Source organism: Microcoleus sp. B9-D4 (assembly GCF_036705105.1).
Taxonomy (GTDB): Bacteria; Cyanobacteriota; Cyanobacteriia; order Cyanobacteriales; family Microcoleaceae; genus Microcoleus.
This window is the reverse complement of the sequence record NZ_JAUBTS010000020.1, coordinates 66,465-81,962: the sequence shown is the minus strand read 5'-3', so window position 1 is coordinate 81,962 and position 15,498 is coordinate 66,465. Positions and strand designations below refer to the sequence as shown.

Genomic DNA, 15,498 nt, shown 5'->3' with positions numbered 1-15,498 from the left:
AAAATGGTGCAAGATTTTACACTCAAGAATCGAAAGGCTTAATCCACGATCGCCCGATCGCGAAGCCCTCGAAGAAGATCGCCCAATCCAACACAAAACCCGCGATCGCAAACAATACCACACTCTCGACACCGCCAACAGCAAACGGCAATAAGTCTTGTAGTGCGGGCATCTTGCCCGCCTCAAAAGAAAGTCCCGCATCAAAAGACAATCCAGCATCCAACTGTCCAAAAGCCCGCACCAACCCAAAAGCCAACACCACACCAGATTTAAGCTGCGGATTAGTATCGCGACGGATAGCGTAGCGGTAAGTCACGCCGAACAAAAAACCGCCCAAAAGTGTGATCGCCCCTCTGAAGGCAAAATTTAGGTCAATTTCCCTTACCTGCAAACTCGCCAGAGAATCCAACCTATCCGCTAGAATTAAGCTATTACCAAGGGCGATCGCCCCAAAAGCCAGCAAACAAGACAAAGCAGCAACACTCCCTGCCTTCAAAGATTCTACCCGTTCATCCGCACTAAAATTTGACGAGTCCTTCACAGCGCCCTCCTTTCAAAAATGGCTCAAATTGACTTATCATAAGGTTTGGAGTCACTTTGTACAGTTTGTTCAATAAATAGCTATGGATATTTTGTCACTCGGTTGGGTTTCGGTGCTAGTTCTGTTCTCCTTCTCAATTTCAATGGTCATTTGGGGACGCAACGGTTTCTAGATTCCAGAATAGCTTGCGGGGCAAGCTTTTTAACTGCCCCGCATTTTTTTAAATCCTATTTAACCAAATCAAAATAACAGGAGTTGGAAACATGACAGCCAAAAAAATATTAATGTTAGTCGGCGACTTTGTAGAAGACTACGAAGTAATGGTTCCCTTCCAAGCACTGCAAATGGTAGGTCACACCGTCCACGCCATCTGCCCGGACAAAGCCGCGGGTCAAACAATTCGCACTGCAATTCACGACTTTGAAGGCGATCAAACCTACAGCGAAAAACCCGGTCACAACTTCACTTTAAACGCGACTTTTGACGAAATCAACCCGGCAGACTACGACGCTTTGATTATCCCCGGAGGACGCGCCCCAGAATACATCCGCCTCAACGAACAAGTGCTGCAAATTACCCGCTACTTTGCCAACAGCAAAAAGCCGATCGCATCTATTTGTCACGGCTTACAAGTCCTAACTGCCGCCGGCGTACTCGAAGGCAAACGGTGTACCGCATACCCCGCTTGCAGCCCTGACGTACTCCGGGCCGGCGGCAAATATACAGAAGTTCCAGTTACCGAAGCCGTAGTCGATGGCAATTTAGTCACCGCCCCCGCGTGGCCAGCACATCCTAACTGGCTGGCTGAATTTCTGAAAGTTTTGGGAACGAAGATCGAACATTCAGAGAAAGTCGAAGTATGACTATTTTCACAGTCAAAGTTAAACCGAATTCCAAACAGCAAAGCATCGCTGAACAACCCGACGGCACCCTCACAATACATCTCAAGTCGCCGCCTGTGGAGGGTAAAGCCAATCAAGAATTAATCATGCTGTTGGCGAAAAAGTTTAAAGTGCCGAAATCTGCGATCGGCATTAAATCCGGTCTTTCCTCCCGAAATAAACTTGTGGAAATTCCAATGGAACCTGCAACTTATATTTCTCCATAGGGACACGGCAGTGCCTTTCGTCGTGTCAACTTAAGACTAAAACCCTTGAGAAATCTCGCTTATAGTCGAGTCTAGATCCCCCTAAATCCCCCTGATTGTTGGGGAGTAGGGGTTGACTTAAAGAGGCTTCGTGTCCCCCCCCTTCGTAGGGGCGGTGCTAAGAGTGCCCGCCCTAGGCGCCAGGGGATCTGGCCTTAATAGTCAAACAGCAATCTTTAACTGGGTTTGAGCTTAAGTTGACACGAAGAAGGGCACGGTGCCGTCTCCCTACCGGATATCTATAAAGTTAATAACAAATCTATCTAAAGAGAGATACAGACTCAACTTGAAAATCATATATTAAGAGTTGTAGAGTTAGAATAAAAAATTATGAACATTGAAAATAGAGTCGAAGCCACAGCGAAGAATATTGAAGGCAAAATCCAAGAAGCTGTTAGCGAAGTTACAGGCAATCAGAAAGATAAATTAGAAGGTCAAGCCAAGCAGGATGAAGCATCAGCAATTCACCTGAAAGAAGACATCAAAGATAAAGCAAAAGAGATTGTAGACCGAGCTTAGTAATAGTATTCCCTACAAGTTTCCTGCCTACTAAATCCCGCCAACGATATGTTGGCGGGATTTTTTATCATGATCCTAAATTATTTGTATCAATATCTAGGGGCGGGTTTATAAAGATTATTGGTGCGTGGCAAAATTCATCGGCGAACCGCCCCTACAGATTCTAGTAATTCATAATGCAAAAGCATTAATTTTGTGGCCGGAATGGTTTCCATTGCATAAGTTCTACCATCTTGATGAGAAAATTCTACCTCAAAAGCACTGCCATCAAATTCCATCACAACTGTTCCTACTTGTCCTTTATATAATTTAATGATTTGTTTTGTTTCAAAATGGGTGGCTTCTAAATCTTCAGTTAAAGCAACAATATCTAGGTCTTTAATTGTTTTCATTGTTTTTACCTCACTTTTTGACGGGATAACAACTTGTTAATCTGGGGAAACTTTCACCTAAGCGGACGATCCAAGCTGCTAGAATCAGAGATTCACCTACTTCGGTTTTCAGCAAGAATTTCATGTTGTAATGTGTTCCGTATTCATTGTTTTTTTGAATAACAACATCTTCGTTGATAGCAGCTTCTTTTAAAGCCTGTTTGAGCATTTCAGCATTTTTTAGGCTAATGCCTAACTTACTGGCAAACAAAACAGCTTTATTTTTTCCTTCTTGATGATTCGGATTTAGAGAATATTCTTCTATTTTATTGCCTAAATCTGCTAAATGACCATTGGGCAGTTTCACTATTAATAACTGTTTTTGAAGGACAAAAGAGAATATTAGTCGCCTACAATAATCGACTTTTACTCATATGTCAATTATATCGTCTTTGAGTTGGGGGGCGGGTTTATCAAAATTATTGAGGGGTGGCAAAATTCATGGGTGAACCCGCACCTACAGATTCTACTTTTCGACCAGATCCCTCCGCTACCCAGGGCGAAGATGCTGTTTGGCGAAGATGCTTTTTGGCCGATTCCCTGTTTGGCCGATGCCCAATTCCCAATGCCCACAAAAAAGCCGGGGATGGATATCCCCAGCTCGAAACATAGCACAATTAGTTTTGAGAGTTGGTAGGGCGATGTTTCAGAATCGACCCCACCCACTTTGGCCCAAATTAAATCAGGATAATGTCAGTCACCGTCAAGCCTGGTCTGCCGTTGAAGTTTGCCAGTGTAACGGCTGCCTGGGATCCCGAACCGTCAGGATCGAACAACAAGCGACCCGTGTTATCGTTTACGTTCAGTCGATTTTCATAAATAAGGACTGCTTGTCCCGGAGCTTGCGCATTCCCCTGACCATTGTACGTCCCGGTGTCAAGCACTAAGAACTGTGTGGAACCCGGTCGGCTTGGCCCATTCACTTTACCTAAGCCGAAGGCACTGCTATTCAAGAGTATCTTGTCTTGGCCGACCGTAAAATCGCCGATTTGGTCTGGGTTAGTACCAAATGTCCCATCGGCATTGATGGTGACGCCCTCGCCGAAGTTCTGGTAGTAGAAGCTGTCATTACCCGATCCGCCAATCAGGGTGTCAGCATCAGGCCCGCCGCCGAGAGAGTCGTTACCCTCGCCGCCGATCAAATAGTCGTTACCAAACCCGCCCAGGAGCGTGTCGTTTCCGGCGCCGGAATTTAAGGTATCGTCCCCCAATGTTGCGTTGGATGAGTCGCCGAACAGGATGTCATCTCCGCTACCAGTAGTGATGACATCAGTGCCGTTGCCACCAGTAATGAAGTTGCTGCCTAAGGTATCGCTAATCAAGTTTGGCGCTGTAAGACCGGCAAAGTCGACGCCGCTAGCGTAGGAGATGAAGTCGTTACCCGCAACGTTGCCAATCACGCGATCGCGCTCGCTGCCAAAGATGATGCTGTCACTTCCCTCGCCACCGTTCATAAGGTTGGTGACGGTGAAGCTGCTGCCAGTAGGATTGGTGTAGCCAATTAACAGATCGCCGCCGAGTCCGCCTTCGAGAGTAATCAAAGCAGTACCAGTACCAGCAAAAAAGGCCTGGGTAGCATTGATAGTATCGTTGCCATCTCCACCGCCTGCATTAGTAAAGGTACCGCTCAGGCTGTCGTTGCCTTCACCACCGATCATTGTATCAGTCGCAAAAGCTGCAACGATCGTGTCATTGCCTACTCCACCGTCGAGCGAGTTGCGACCCGCGAAGCCGGGAAATGAACTGGAGGCGCCTACGCTCGAAATTACATTCGGCACCGACGCCGAGACGATGAAGTCGTCGCCTGCACCTCCCAAAGCGGTATCCTGCGTGGCAAAAACCGTGATCGTGTCGTTACCGTCGCCGCCCTCAAAGAAGTTTCTGCCGCCGCCAAACTCCCCGATACCGCCGGTGAGAGAATCGTTGCCGCCACCGCCAATCAAGCTGGTTCTCTCAATGCCGATCGTGATGACGGAGGAAGTAAATGGGCTGCTTTGCGTACTGTTGGTAATGACTAAGATGTCGTCGTCAAGATCGCCCGACAGGTAGCTGTTGCTGGCCACACCTTTTAGGGTGTCGTTGCCTTTACCGCCAAAGAGAGTGTCTCTTACATTGATACCTACAACCAAGTCGTCGCCCAAATCACCCAGCAAGTAGTTGCTGCCTTCATTCCCAGCGAAGCCAATACCCAAACCACCCTCTAAAGAGAGGTTGTTGCCACCGCCTGCGATGAAGAAGCCGATCGCGTCATTGTCCTTACCGCCGTAGAGGGAATCTCCTCTCTGCGCCCCTCCCAGCATCGTATCTGCGCCCTCATTACCAAACATGAGGTTAGCTTCGACAGTACCTTGGAGGAAGTCTTCTCCCTCATCGCCGTATATGGTAGCGCGGGCTTCAGCGACTATGGTGTCATTGCCGGAGTCGCCAAACAGCAAAGCCGGAGTCCGCTGGGATCTGATTGAGTCTTCGTCCTCGCCGCCGTACAGTGTATCGTTCGGGCCAACTGAAATCAGAGTATCGTTATCGGCTTGGCCAAATATTAAGCTGCCGCCCAGGGTGGAAGTTCTAACGAAATCCGCCCCGCCTCCGGCGAAGATTGTATCCGGGCCCAGTCCCGGAAGGTTTAAATCTAGTTGATTAGAATCGTCATTTAACGTTGTCATAAAGCTTCACTCCTCTACTTGTTGGTCATCGCTGGTGCGACTACAGACACTGCCTAGAACACCGAATGTTTGGATTCCGCTGTAGTTTAACCTGTTTGCCAGCCGCAAGTCTAGCCTACTGGCGTTAACCCTGTCTAGACTTTCTCCCTCGCGGTTTTTTTGCTTGTAAGCTTTTATTTTCAAAGTCTTCACCCTTTAATAATCCTGGTGCACTGTCTCAGGTGCTCACGCTCTATAAGACGCGGCTCATATTCTTAATGTTCCATTCTGGATTAGCGGTCGGGGATCGCGTCCGGGGGAGGAAATTAAAGATTAAAAAAGGCAGATCTGGGTGATCGGGAAGACGAGGGAAATTGGGAGATTCGTTACTTGCTAACAAGGCTTTGTGGCAATTTCCGGTTTTCCAGGCAGGGCCGTCATTTAATAATTCTGACCCGGATTGAACCGAGTACCGCTCCGGGCTTTAAAAGTCTACGCCCCGCTTTAGTTCTACGCCCCGATCGCCGTAGTGTTTGTGACAGTATACCTCGGAGTGTACGCTTGCCAAGTCAAAGTAAGCGTGGGGTTTGTGGCAGCGCCCGGTGATAATAATTTCTGTATCCCGCGGCTTGCGTAGCAGGGCTTCGACGATCGGCTCTACCGGCAGCAGTTCTAAGTCTACTGTGGGATTGAGTTCGTCGAGAATAATCGTTTTATACCAGCCGCTGGCGATCGCACATTTGGCGATTTCCCAGCCGCGTTCTGCTTCGATGCAGTCTAGCTCTTGCTGTTGCCCCCGCCAAACTATAGCATCTCGGCCGCACCGCTGGTGATCTACTAGCTGCGGGTAGCTTTGCCGCAAAGCTGCGATCGCCGCATCTTCTGTATAACCGGTGCCTCCTTTGAGCCATTGCACGATTAACACCCGGTGAGATTGGTCTTGACTGATACCCCTACCTATTGCCTGCAAAGCTTTGCCCAAAGCGCTCGTAGACTTGCCTTTCCCCGCTCCCGTGTATATTTCGATACCGGAAATATGATGATCTGCCGCAGCCGGGTGATAGTGGGGCTTCATTTCTGAGTGTAAGTCGGCAATCTCCAGCAAAGCTTCGGGTGCCGCTCGGCCTGTGGCGATGACTTCTAAATATTCTGGTTTGTTTTTGAGGGTTTGGACTACTTCGTCAACAGGCAGCAAACCCAAGTCCAATACGGGGTTTAGTTCGTCTAGTACCACGACGGAATAGAGCGAGCTTGCGATCGCTCCTTTGGCGATATCCCAGCCTCGCTGAGCTTCTGCGCGATCGAAGCGGGTGATTGCTTCGGCCCCAAAATATTCGGCTCTGCCGGTACGCACTTGGTCGATCAAGTGCGGAAATGCCCGTTGCAAGGCTTCTATTGCCCCGTCTTCGTCGTAGGAGCGGCCGGGGCCTTTGAGAAAGCGCAGCAACAAGACTCGCGTGGGCGAGTCAGAATTGATACCCAGCCCGATCGAGCGCAACACTACTCCCAAAGCTGCCTGAGACTTGCCTTTACCAGCGCCGTCGTAGACGTGAATCTGACCCGCGGCGCGTTCCGAGCGGGATGAGGCTGTCCGAATACCAATGCCATTCCTTACCATAATCAGCAGTTGTTTGAGTCTGTATCGGGGTGGGTATTCGATCGCGCGCCTTGAATGTTTAATTTTTCCATTCTGTTGGCGGATCTCAACAGATTATACGATAAGTCCTAACCCCCAATCTTTTAAGCAGCGATCTAACGCAATCAGGTGCTCACACCTTCGGTTAAGATTATTCCGTTTGTGCTGTACAATTAAAATTTAACACGGACTGATATACCTAAAGGCTTATGATTGCGAGTGTTTTCCCATTTCGGACTGTTTTGGTGCAAATTTTAATTATGTTTTTGGCGATCGCGATCGAATCGTGGTTTTTGCAAAAACTACTTAAACTAGGCCCCAAAACCAGCATTGAATATACAGCCATCCTCAATCTCTCTTGCACTTGCGTAGGCTGGTTAGTTTTCTTCGGCATTGAAAGCGTTCTTAGCAAAGAATTGCGGGAACAGCTTATCGGTTATATTTTATTAGGACGTGGGGATAATGTTTACGCTCCAATAACTATGATAGCACTCTCCGTATTAGCAGTAACTTTTCTAGCTAAATGGCAGGGATTAGAATTCATAGACAACATGGTTTCCGGCAATAAAAAAGCTTCTAAACCTCAGTTTTTAGGGCCGCCCACCCTCACCCGCCGTCCTCCCAAAAAAACTTTTCAAGTAACTACCCAGTTTGGGGGAATTTTAATCGCCCACACTGTTAGCAATCTCGTTATTTTAACCGTGTTGTTTTTGCAAAGCGTCTATTGAAATTTATGATGAAGCAATTCTTTGATGCCACTCAGCAACTCACTAAGCTGACAAACAACCTTTGGGAAACCAATAAAAAAATCCAAAAGGCGATGATTCCGCCTAAAGTTGTTCACTGGAAGACTCCTTTACTACTCAGCATCTTTTTAGCTTTGCTGACAGTGGCAGCCGTAACTGACTGGCGGACGAGAACTCTGCTTTTTGATATGAGCTGGTTATTATTTACACTTTCAATGGGTTTGCTGACCAGCCAGCAACCTTTTGTGATTAAAGGAGTAAGTCTGAGTCCGTGGGTGACAAGCATCTTAATTGGCTTGTGGTTACTGATAAGATTGCCGTCGGATAGGAAGGAAATAGCATGGATAGCTGGCCCACTTATAGCAGTAGTAATTCTGGCGACAATAGAGATTTGGAATAGTGAGTCAAAACGGGAAGGTATCAGGTCGTTGGTGCGCCCTCAGTTTTTGATGATTACTCTAGTTCACCTGCTGTTTTCCTGTTGGTTTGCTTTTCACTTTTTAATTCAAGGTTGGATACAACAGTATCCCAGCGTTTTATCTCAGGATTTAAGGCAAAGCGATTATGTGGTGACATTTCAACGGCCAACTATTAATCGATCCCGAGGAGTTGTCATCCTCAATGCAATGGAGGGATACCTGCAAAATGAAGCCCGCACAAAACCGTGGGCGCAAGTAGAGCAAATGTTAATAGATATTGACAACGAGCGATTTTTTCTGCGGAATCAAGCCTTAAAAACAACTGGGGTAGTCCCAGAAGATGGGAGGTGGGATGTCAAAACTTCGATCGTCCAAGGAGAGTCTCGCTATCAGTTAGAGATGGAGGCAACTTGGCTGGGAGTGGTTTTTAGACCGGAAATATATTCGTTTACCAAATCTTGCGAGGTGTTCCAGATAGCCAATAGGGCGACTGTAACCTGCGATGCGATAAAACGCTCTCAACCCGGACAGAAAAAAGATGGAACGGCGGGGGACAGTCAAGTTTGATTCTGTCTCTGTTAACTAATTGCGATCGGTATAGCGGGAGAGTGGGAGAGTCTGAGAGTGGGAGATGGAAAAAATCCTCTTTCTTCCTTCTTCTCTCTTTCTTCCGTCTTCCCTCTTCCGTCTTCCCTCTTCCTTCTTCCTTCTTCCTTCTTCCTTCTTCCTTCTTCCTTATACTAAAGTATGGCGAAAGTTTCCAGCGGGTTAATAACTAGATGAATTTGAGAAGAATCTTGACAGTCGCGACCAATGTATTTTGGGAAGTAATTCGCGATCGCATCCTTTACTTAATTATTATTTTTGCTCTGTTGATGGGCGCCTCGGTACGGTTGATACCGGAATTGGCAGCGACAACCGAAAATAAAATTATCTTAGATGTCGGTTTGGCTGCTATGAGCATTCTCGGTCTAATTGCCACAGTCTTTGTCGCTACCGGACTGGTCAACAAAGAAATTGAAAAGCGGACTGTTTATCTGTTAGTGGCCAAGCCGATAAGTCGGGCTGAGTTAATTGTGGGCAAGCACTTAGGGCTGTCGGCGGTGCTGGCGGTGCTTGTAGCAGCAATGACTGTTATCTATCTGGCTATTCTGAGTTTGAGCCGGATTCCTTTCCCTTTGGAAAGCATTTTAATCGCTTCGTTGTTTGTCTGGTTTGAGCTCTGTCTCATGGCCAGTGTCGGGATTTTATTTGGGGTGTTCAGCAGTTCGCTGTTGGCAACTTTACTGACATTGGGCGTTTATTTAATGGGACATTCGACGCGGGATTTAGTGGCTTTGGGCAAGTTAACTAAAAATCCTGGTCTTGAACAATTGATGATGGGACTTTATCTGGTTTTGCCGGATTTAGCCAGATTCAATTTGAGAAACGATGCTGTTTACGGACAAGTTCCTTACTTGGCAGGTTTGATTACAGATGCTGGCTACGGTTTGCTGTATGTGGTGCTGCTGTTGTCAATTGCGATCGCCATATTTTCCCGCCGGGAATTTTAAAAGCCGCCTTCCGTAACTTCAGGCTAATTGTTTGTAGTGAGGACTAAAGTCCTTACTACAAACCAATTTTATTATCGACTTAGCGCGCTAAGATATAGAGAAGGTTATCGATCGCCAATCTTGACTAAAACTCAAACTTTTATTGGTAAAATGAGGTGACTTATGACTACTATAATTCACAAACCGATATCGCAGATCAAGATTACTTGGCCTCTGCTACCCGATGATTTCATCCTACCAGACGACCCGGTGGATGATATAGAACATCCTTTAATCTCTAACGGTTTGCGCCAGTCTGTAGTGGATTCCCCGGAACTAATGCAAGACGCACTCATAGTTTCTAATTTTGCTTTGTGCGCTGCTGTGGACGATCGCACTATTTGCAAAGCCCCAGACTGGATGTACGTGCAGCCGGTTCAAAAGAGGCCTCACAACTATCCCCGCCGCAGTTACACGCCTCATACCGAAGGAACAGTGCCTTTTGTAGTGATGGAATTTCTATCAGCTACTTACGGCGACGAATACTCTGTCGAACACACAGAAGAAATCGGCAAGTGGTTTTTTTACGAACAAGTAATCAAAGTTCCTCGCTATGTCATTTTTCGGCCCCATACAGGCAGAATAGAAGTTTATGCGCTTGAATCCGAGCGTTATGACAATCAAAATCCTGATGAAAACGGCTGTTATTTAATACCTGGATTAAATCTATTTTTGGGAGTTTGGCCGGGAAGTCGCGAAGGTAGAACCGGATATTGGCTGCGCTGGTGGACGGAGGGCGGGGAACCGCTTTTGTGGCCGGAAGAAAGGGCAGAAAATGAACGCCAGCGGGCAGAAGATGAACGCCAGCGAGCCGAAAATGAACGCCAGCGAGCCGATCGCCAACAGCAAGACCAAGAGTTAGCCGAGACGCTGCTGGAACAGGAAAGACAGCGAAATCAAGAACTTTTGGCTCGATTGGCAGCCCTCGGTATCGATCCCGAATAGCATTAGAAGTCCGATGGAAGTCGGAAGAAAGAATAGGTTCGAGGGAAAAAGAGAACCCGATCGAGATATGCTTTCTTCATCCTTCTTTCTTGAGTTGGCTTTCTTACTTATATGTTGGTAAAAAAAAGGTGAAATTATGTTAACAGAAAAACTTGAAGAATTAAAAAATATTTTTGCACAAATGGAACGGGCTTTGATTGCCTACTCCGGCGGAATTGACAGCACTTTGGTGGCAAAAATCGCTTTTGATGTATTGGGCGATCGCGCTTTGGCAGTGACGGCAGTTTCCCCGTCTTTACTGCCAGAAGATTTAGAAGATGCGCGGATTCAAGCAGCAGAAATTGGCATTGCCCACGAGGAAGTAGAAACTCAGGAAATGGCAAATCCCAATTATACTTCTAACCCAATTAACCGCTGCTATTTCTGCAAAAGCGAACTGCACGATACTTTGAAACCCCTAGCACTAGCAAAGGGTTATCCTTATGTGGTTGATGGGGTTAATGGTGACGATTTAAAGGATTACCGTCCGGGGATTCAGGCTGCGAAGGAACGCGGCGCGCGATCGCCCTTAGCAGAAGTAGGAATCACTAAATTTGAAGTGCGGCAATTGGCAAAAGAATTGGGTTTGCCTTGGTGGGACAAACCGGCTCAACCTTGTTTGAGTTCGCGCTTTCCTTACGGCGAAGAAATCACCGTTGGAAAGTTGCAAAGAGTGGGGCGCGCTGAACGGTATTTGCGGCAGTTGGGACTGAAAAATCTGCGAGTGCGATCGGACGGAGATACGGCGCGCATTGAGTTACCGGCAGAGGAGATCCAGGAGTTTGTGCTAAATACGGATTTGCCTGCATTGGTGGCGGTGTTTCAGGAGTTTGGTTTTGTGTACGCGACTTTGGATTTGGAGGGGTTTCGCAGCGGCAAATTAAATCAGGTTTTGCAGCCGGAATTGTTGGGAAGGAAAGGTTGATTAATTGGCGTTGCTGATTTACGGTATGAAACGCCTAGGATGTTTGCCTTACATTTGGGATGTGCCATGTAATAGCAAATCCGGTTTTAATACCCCCTTTATTTCTTAGCCCCCCTTTGCTCGGACGAAAGTTTGACTCTATGCAGCGGTTTCAACCGCCGATTCATAAAGAGGGTGGCTAACTTTCAACGCCCGAGTCTTATCAAGGAGTAGTTGGCTGAATTTGCTGTGGCTGCATTTGCTGCTGCTGATTTTGCTGCTGAAGTTGCTGCTGCTGAATCAGAAGCTGCTGATTCTCAAGATCTATTTGCCGCTGTCTGTCTTCGAGTTGCAAGCGTCTGTCTTCAAGTTGCAGCAATCTGTCTTCAGCTTGCCGCTGTCTGTCTTCACGTTGTAGCTCTCTGTCTAGCAGTCTGTCTTCACGTTGTTCGCGAAGCTGTCTGATCTGATTTCGCCGCTGGAAATCCCCTCCCAAAAATAAGTTTTCAAAAGCGTTGATAGTTGCTTGAAACCCAGTAAAAACGCCGCTAACAGCGCTTATCCCAGTGGCCACTCCGGTGATCGGCTGCAAGAATCTGTTGATATTGTCTGCTACCCTAGCATAGCCCGATCGCGCTACCAGAATCACATCGTTGTTGCGGAGAGTTGGGTTATTATTAGGATTCAACCCTTGAGCAAAATCCACCTCGATCGTGCGACGAGAAACAGTACCGTTGGGGTTCAATCGCAATAGTTCTACCTTGTCTTTTTTAGCCCGCAATTGATTGAAACTGCCTGCTGTCAGTAAAGCTTGGTGCAGGGATGTACTCGGCCGCACCTGCAAAGCCCCGGGCCTAATTACTTCTCCTACAATATTGATGCTAATCGCGTTCGGAGAAAAACTGCTAGTTGCGACTTGAGAAACTTCAGCCAAGTCTACAGTAGCTGCTGTCGGGATAATTACGCTATCTCCTTCTTGCAGCAAAATATCTTGAGTTGCGTCGCCTTTTTGCAGCAAATCCCACAGATTTACCATGATAGTTTGTTCATTGCCACCTCTGACTCGGCGGCGGATTTGCACTCGGCGAATGTCAGCTTCTGTAGTGATACCACCAGCAATTTTCAATGCTCTAGTTATCGTTGGTAAGCCCACAACTGCTCCTTGCTGTTGGTCGATAGATACAAAAGCCAAGTCTGTTTGTTGGTTGCTCGATCGCACATCCGAAGCAAATACAGTATAAGGCCCCGGCCGGTTTACTTCCCCGACAATTACCACGCCAATTGGTTTAGTAATATCAGCGGAAAAATTAGCACTGGCTCTTTGACGAACTTCTTGAGTATTAAGGGCCCTTGCTGTCGGTACAAAAATTGTATCTCCATCTCGAATGGTAACGTCTTGACGCAAATTTCCTGTGTCTAAAAAATCCTGCAAATCAACATTAGTAACTTGCTCCTGCCCGCCTCTGCGGGGACGACGAATTTGGACATTTCGCATATCTCCTGCTGATGTCACCCCTTGTGCAAGTTGCAGCATTTCCATCAAAGTCGGGAATTTTACTCCTCCTCCTTCTCTAGTGGGATTAATCTTGTAGGAACCCGGGCGAGTAACTTCACCTGCAAGACCTATATTTAGGGGGCGAGCGACGATCAGAGTTACGGTAACAACGGGAACATTGATGAAGGGTTCGTATCGCTGGGTAATCACATTAGCAGCTTGTTGCAGCGTCAACCCTTGAATTGAGACGCTGCGAATGATTGGCAAATTGAGCGTCCCGTCAACTAACACTTGATATTCTCTGCTGAATTCAGGGACGCCGAATATCTCTAAAGCAATGCGATCGCCCGATCCTAAAGTATAAGCTGCTTCTTGTGTCAGCGAACCAGAATTTCCGCTCCCCGGCAAACTCGAACCCGGAGGTGGTGGCGGCGGTACTCTCGGCCTGTTTGGGTTAGGAGTGCCTGCAGGAGTTCTGACGGCAGGCAACTGAGCTATACTGGGCAGCGAACTCAATAGCACCAGGAGTGCTGACAAACTCAGACTTGTAGCGGTTTGAATGGTATGTTTCATCTTTCTTTCCTGGTGGCAGCCTGCCATTGAACAAGAGCAATTTAGCTAGTGGATTTTAGTTTATTTTCCCTGCTGTCCAGTGTAGCCTCGCTTCGCTCCAAAATCCACAGGTGCAAGCATAAAAATTGTGCGATCGCACTTAACTATTTTGCCCCTTTTTTGTAAAGAAAGTGTAAAGCCCGCCAACTGTTTTCAGGATTAGGTTCTCGTTTGAGCAAAATTCTTCATATAGCAATCCTCGCATCATTTGTGTAATTCTTGTAGGGGCAAAACCCACGCCCGGTTGCCCTCATGAGGCCGGGGTAGGCAAACAAAGGCACTAACCCTACATCTTTGTACGACTCTTGCAAGGATTGCTATACATAACTCGCGATACAAATCAACCCGCCACAGAAAGGAGATAGGAAAAAACCGCCCTGATTTGAGGTATAATGTTAAATAATTCTCTCTGCAGGACAAAGGCAAGTGTCACTAAAATTGGATAAAGTAATTCCCTGGGGACGCTGTTTGGATGAATACATAGGGATGTTTAGCTTGACATCAAGTGACCTCAAACTAGCAATTCTTGATTGTGCGGGCGGCCCTGCGAGTTTCAATGCCGAAATGACTCGCCAAGGTAAAAAGGTAATTTCTTGCGATCCAGTTTATCAGTTTACTGCGGTGGAAATTGGCGATCGCATCCAAGAAACATATCAAACTGTGATTGATGCTGTTAAAGCCAATGTAGACGGCTACCTGTGGAACAATTTTGAATCCCCGTACCAGCTAGGCGAAGTGCGAATGAAAGCGATGCAGGAATTTTTAGAAGATTTTCCATCTGGCTTGCAGCAAGGCCGCTACATTAATGCTGAGTTGCCAGTTTTGCCTTTCGAGAACGGTCAATTCGATTTAGCTTTGTGCAGCCATTTCTTATTTGCTTATTCTCACCTACTTTCCGAAGAATTTCATCGGTCAGCAATTACAGAAATGTGTCGGGTTGCGAAAGAAGTCCGGGTATTCCCTCTATTGCAGAGTTTTAGCGGGGAGGAATCCGATCACTTAAATCCGATTCTCACAGAATTGAAAAAGAGAAGTTTTAGTGTAGAAATTAAAGAGGCTCCTTATGAGTTTCAAAAAGGTGGGAATAAGATGCTGCGAGTTAGGGGGCGAATGTAATTCGCGGCTGCGGAGGGCATGGCAATTTGCGATCGCTTATTTCAAAAAAATTAGATAAGCTAAGCATAAGGTCATGCCTCATCTTGGGGTTCGCCAATCGCACGCTGGACTGCATGGCGAATGTGGATAATCCTCACCGTTGGTATGGGTTGATCGTCAAAAATAGTGAAGAGTATGCGATACGTGGTTTTACCACTTCCATACAGAAGCTGGCGAATCTCTTGGCTGAAAAACGCGTTTTCACGGGCTAAAACACAACGACGCGGCATTTCTTTAAGTGAGGAAATCGCTTTAATCAAACCCTGATACCATGCTTGAGCGCGTTCGGGAGTCGTGAATTGGGAAAAGTTCAGAAACGCTGCATCAGCTTCAGATTGAGCTGTACTGGAAAAGTCAATGCGATACATTATGCTTCCAAAGAAAGTCCGTATTTCTGGTTTTGTCTATCGACAAACTCTTCCAGAGTAGAAAAATGACCCCGATCGAAGTCATCAAGTCCGCGTTGAATCCCTTCTAATGCCTCGAAGAAATCGCTTTCATCCAAGCTAAGTCCGAACGCGATAACAGCTAGGGTAACACTGGTTATATCTTGTCCTGTACTTTCGGCCCGTTGGCGCAGCAGTGCTTCGATTTGGGGGGGTAAGGTGAGTGTAAGAGTCATAAAAGTTATGATGAATGGTTAACTTTATTTTCTAACTTTATTTTGGCATAGGT

Annotated in this window: 19 protein-coding genes; 10 read left to right on the top strand and 9 right to left on the bottom strand. The window is 46.8% G+C overall.

What is annotated here, in order from left to right; translation table 11 throughout:
- Positions 1-22: 22 nt before the first annotated feature.
- Entirely contained in the window at positions 23-541 is a 519-nt protein-coding gene (locus QUB24_RS14635; RefSeq protein WP_333153879.1) for a hypothetical protein, read from the bottom strand.
- An 82-nt stretch (positions 542-623) separates the two neighbouring features.
- On the opposite strand from QUB24_RS14635, the gene petN reads away from it, so the two are divergent.
- The 4 genes from petN (at position 624) to QUB24_RS14615 (ending at position 2,207) form a co-directional block, all read left to right on the top strand.
- Positions 624-713, top strand: a complete 90-nt coding sequence (gene petN, locus QUB24_RS14630) for a cytochrome b6-f complex subunit PetN (RefSeq protein WP_071883976.1) — start codon at positions 624-626, stop codon at positions 711-713.
- A 91-nt stretch (positions 714-804) separates the two neighbouring features.
- Positions 805-1,404: a DJ-1/PfpI family protein gene (locus tag QUB24_RS14625; RefSeq protein WP_333048100.1), complete on the top strand. Its 600-nt coding sequence runs from the start codon at positions 805-807 to the stop codon at positions 1,402-1,404.
- The gene (locus QUB24_RS14620; protein WP_333153878.1) at positions 1,401-1,649 is read left to right on the top strand and encodes a DUF167 domain-containing protein; all 249 of its coding nucleotides are present in this window, start codon (positions 1,401-1,403) and stop codon (positions 1,647-1,649) included. Before QUB24_RS14625 ends, QUB24_RS14620 begins: the two co-directional genes overlap by 4 nt.
- Positions 1,650-2,018: 369 nt before the next feature.
- The gene (locus QUB24_RS14615; RefSeq protein WP_333153877.1) at positions 2,019-2,207 is read left to right on the top strand and encodes a CsbD family protein; all 189 of its coding nucleotides are present in this window, start codon (positions 2,019-2,021) and stop codon (positions 2,205-2,207) included.
- Between the two features lie 137 nt (positions 2,208-2,344).
- Here QUB24_RS14615 and QUB24_RS14610 read toward each other — a convergent pair whose 3' ends face one another.
- The 5 genes from QUB24_RS14610 to QUB24_RS14590 form a co-directional block, all read right to left on the bottom strand.
- Positions 2,345-2,599 (bottom strand): DUF4926 domain-containing protein, encoded by a 255-nt coding sequence (locus QUB24_RS14610; RefSeq protein ID WP_333153876.1) that lies wholly within the window; start codon positions 2,597-2,599, stop codon positions 2,345-2,347.
- A gap of 10 nt (positions 2,600-2,609) precedes the next feature.
- On the bottom strand, positions 2,610-2,945 hold the full coding sequence (locus tag QUB24_RS14605) for a DUF6883 domain-containing protein (RefSeq protein ID WP_333153875.1): 336 nt from the start codon (positions 2,943-2,945) through the stop codon (positions 2,610-2,612).
- A 370-nt stretch (positions 2,946-3,315) separates the two neighbouring features.
- Positions 3,316-5,301: a calcium-binding protein gene (locus QUB24_RS14600; protein WP_333153874.1), complete on the bottom strand. Its 1,986-nt coding sequence runs from the start codon at positions 5,299-5,301 to the stop codon at positions 3,316-3,318.
- A gap of 6 nt (positions 5,302-5,307) precedes the next feature.
- Positions 5,308-5,484, bottom strand: a complete 177-nt coding sequence (locus QUB24_RS14595) for a hypothetical protein (protein ID WP_333153873.1) — start codon at positions 5,482-5,484, stop codon at positions 5,308-5,310.
- 280 nt (positions 5,485-5,764) lie between these two features.
- Positions 5,765-6,898 (bottom strand): cob(I)yrinic acid a,c-diamide adenosyltransferase, encoded by a 1,134-nt coding sequence (locus tag QUB24_RS14590; protein WP_333153872.1) that lies wholly within the window; start codon positions 6,896-6,898, stop codon positions 5,765-5,767.
- 227 nt (positions 6,899-7,125) lie between these two features.
- On the opposite strand from QUB24_RS14590, the gene fraC reads away from it, so the two are divergent.
- From fraC to larE, 5 genes are all read left to right on the top strand, one after another.
- Complete coding sequence (gene fraC, locus QUB24_RS14585; protein WP_333153871.1) at positions 7,126-7,644, top strand: filament integrity protein FraC; 519 nt, start codon at positions 7,126-7,128, stop codon at positions 7,642-7,644.
- Between the two features lie 5 nt (positions 7,645-7,649).
- Positions 7,650-8,648, top strand: a complete 999-nt coding sequence (locus QUB24_RS14580; protein WP_333153870.1) for a DUF5357 family protein — start codon at positions 7,650-7,652, stop codon at positions 8,646-8,648.
- Between the two features lie 212 nt (positions 8,649-8,860).
- Positions 8,861-9,634: an ABC transporter permease gene (locus QUB24_RS14575; RefSeq protein ID WP_333153869.1), complete on the top strand. Its 774-nt coding sequence runs from the start codon at positions 8,861-8,863 to the stop codon at positions 9,632-9,634.
- Positions 9,635-9,796: 162 nt separating this feature from the next.
- The gene (locus QUB24_RS14570) at positions 9,797-10,618 is read left to right on the top strand and encodes a Uma2 family endonuclease (RefSeq protein WP_333153868.1); all 822 of its coding nucleotides are present in this window, start codon (positions 9,797-9,799) and stop codon (positions 10,616-10,618) included.
- A 136-nt stretch (positions 10,619-10,754) separates the two neighbouring features.
- Positions 10,755-11,582 (top strand): ATP-dependent sacrificial sulfur transferase LarE, encoded by an 828-nt coding sequence (gene larE, locus QUB24_RS14565; RefSeq protein ID WP_333153867.1) that lies wholly within the window; start codon positions 10,755-10,757, stop codon positions 11,580-11,582.
- 202 nt (positions 11,583-11,784) lie between these two features.
- Here the strand turns inward: larE and QUB24_RS14560 are convergent, their stop codons facing one another.
- A complete protein-coding gene (locus QUB24_RS14560; RefSeq protein ID WP_333153866.1) occupies positions 11,785-13,629 on the bottom strand; it encodes a polysaccharide biosynthesis/export family protein in 1,845 nt (614 codons plus the stop codon).
- Positions 13,630-14,094: 465 nt separating this feature from the next.
- On the opposite strand from QUB24_RS14560, the gene QUB24_RS14555 reads away from it, so the two are divergent.
- Positions 14,095-14,784 carry a class I SAM-dependent methyltransferase gene (locus QUB24_RS14555; protein ID WP_333153865.1) on the top strand — a complete coding sequence of 230 codons (690 nt, stop codon included), beginning with the start codon at positions 14,095-14,097 and terminating at the stop codon, positions 14,782-14,784.
- A 71-nt stretch (positions 14,785-14,855) separates the two neighbouring features.
- Here the strand turns inward: QUB24_RS14555 and QUB24_RS14550 are convergent, their stop codons facing one another.
- Positions 14,856-15,191, bottom strand: coding sequence for a type II toxin-antitoxin system RelE/ParE family toxin (locus tag QUB24_RS14550; RefSeq protein ID WP_333153864.1), 336 nt, complete (start codon positions 15,189-15,191; stop codon positions 14,856-14,858).
- Complete coding sequence (locus QUB24_RS14545; RefSeq protein WP_333153863.1) at positions 15,191-15,445, bottom strand: hypothetical protein; 255 nt, start codon at positions 15,443-15,445, stop codon at positions 15,191-15,193. Before QUB24_RS14545 ends, QUB24_RS14550 begins: the two co-directional genes overlap by 1 nt.
- Positions 15,446-15,498 lie beyond the last annotated feature (53 nt).

Coding starts and splice junctions, on each gene's coding strand:
- petN (WP_071883976.1), top strand. CDS start 624: ATGGATATTTTGTCACTCGGTTGGGTTTCGGTGCTAGTTCTGTTCTCC.
- QUB24_RS14625 (WP_333048100.1), top strand. CDS start 805: ATGACAGCCAAAAAAATATTAATGTTAGTCGGCGACTTTGTAGAAGAC.
- QUB24_RS14620 (WP_333153878.1), top strand. CDS start 1,401: ATGACTATTTTCACAGTCAAAGTTAAACCGAATTCCAAACAGCAAAGC.
- QUB24_RS14615 (WP_333153877.1), top strand. CDS start 2,019: ATGAACATTGAAAATAGAGTCGAAGCCACAGCGAAGAATATTGAAGGC.
- QUB24_RS14610 (WP_333153876.1), bottom strand. CDS start 2,599: ATGAAAACAATTAAAGACCTAGATATTGTTGCTTTAACTGAAGATTTA.
- QUB24_RS14600 (WP_333153874.1), bottom strand. CDS start 5,301: ATGACAACGTTAAATGACGATTCTAATCAACTAGATTTAAACCTTCCG.
- QUB24_RS14590 (WP_333153872.1), bottom strand. CDS start 6,898: ATGGTAAGGAATGGCATTGGTATTCGGACAGCCTCATCCCGCTCGGAA.
- fraC (WP_333153871.1), top strand. CDS start 7,126: ATGATTGCGAGTGTTTTCCCATTTCGGACTGTTTTGGTGCAAATTTTA.
- QUB24_RS14580 (WP_333153870.1), top strand. CDS start 7,650: ATGATGAAGCAATTCTTTGATGCCACTCAGCAACTCACTAAGCTGACA.
- QUB24_RS14575 (WP_333153869.1), top strand. CDS start 8,861: ATGAATTTGAGAAGAATCTTGACAGTCGCGACCAATGTATTTTGGGAA.
- QUB24_RS14570 (WP_333153868.1), top strand. CDS start 9,797: ATGACTACTATAATTCACAAACCGATATCGCAGATCAAGATTACTTGG.
- larE (WP_333153867.1), top strand. CDS start 10,755: ATGTTAACAGAAAAACTTGAAGAATTAAAAAATATTTTTGCACAAATG.
- QUB24_RS14560 (WP_333153866.1), bottom strand. CDS start 13,629: ATGAAACATACCATTCAAACCGCTACAAGTCTGAGTTTGTCAGCACTC.
- QUB24_RS14550 (WP_333153864.1), bottom strand. CDS start 15,191: ATGTATCGCATTGACTTTTCCAGTACAGCTCAATCTGAAGCTGATGCA.
- QUB24_RS14545 (WP_333153863.1), bottom strand. CDS start 15,445: ATGACTCTTACACTCACCTTACCCCCCCAAATCGAAGCACTGCTGCGC.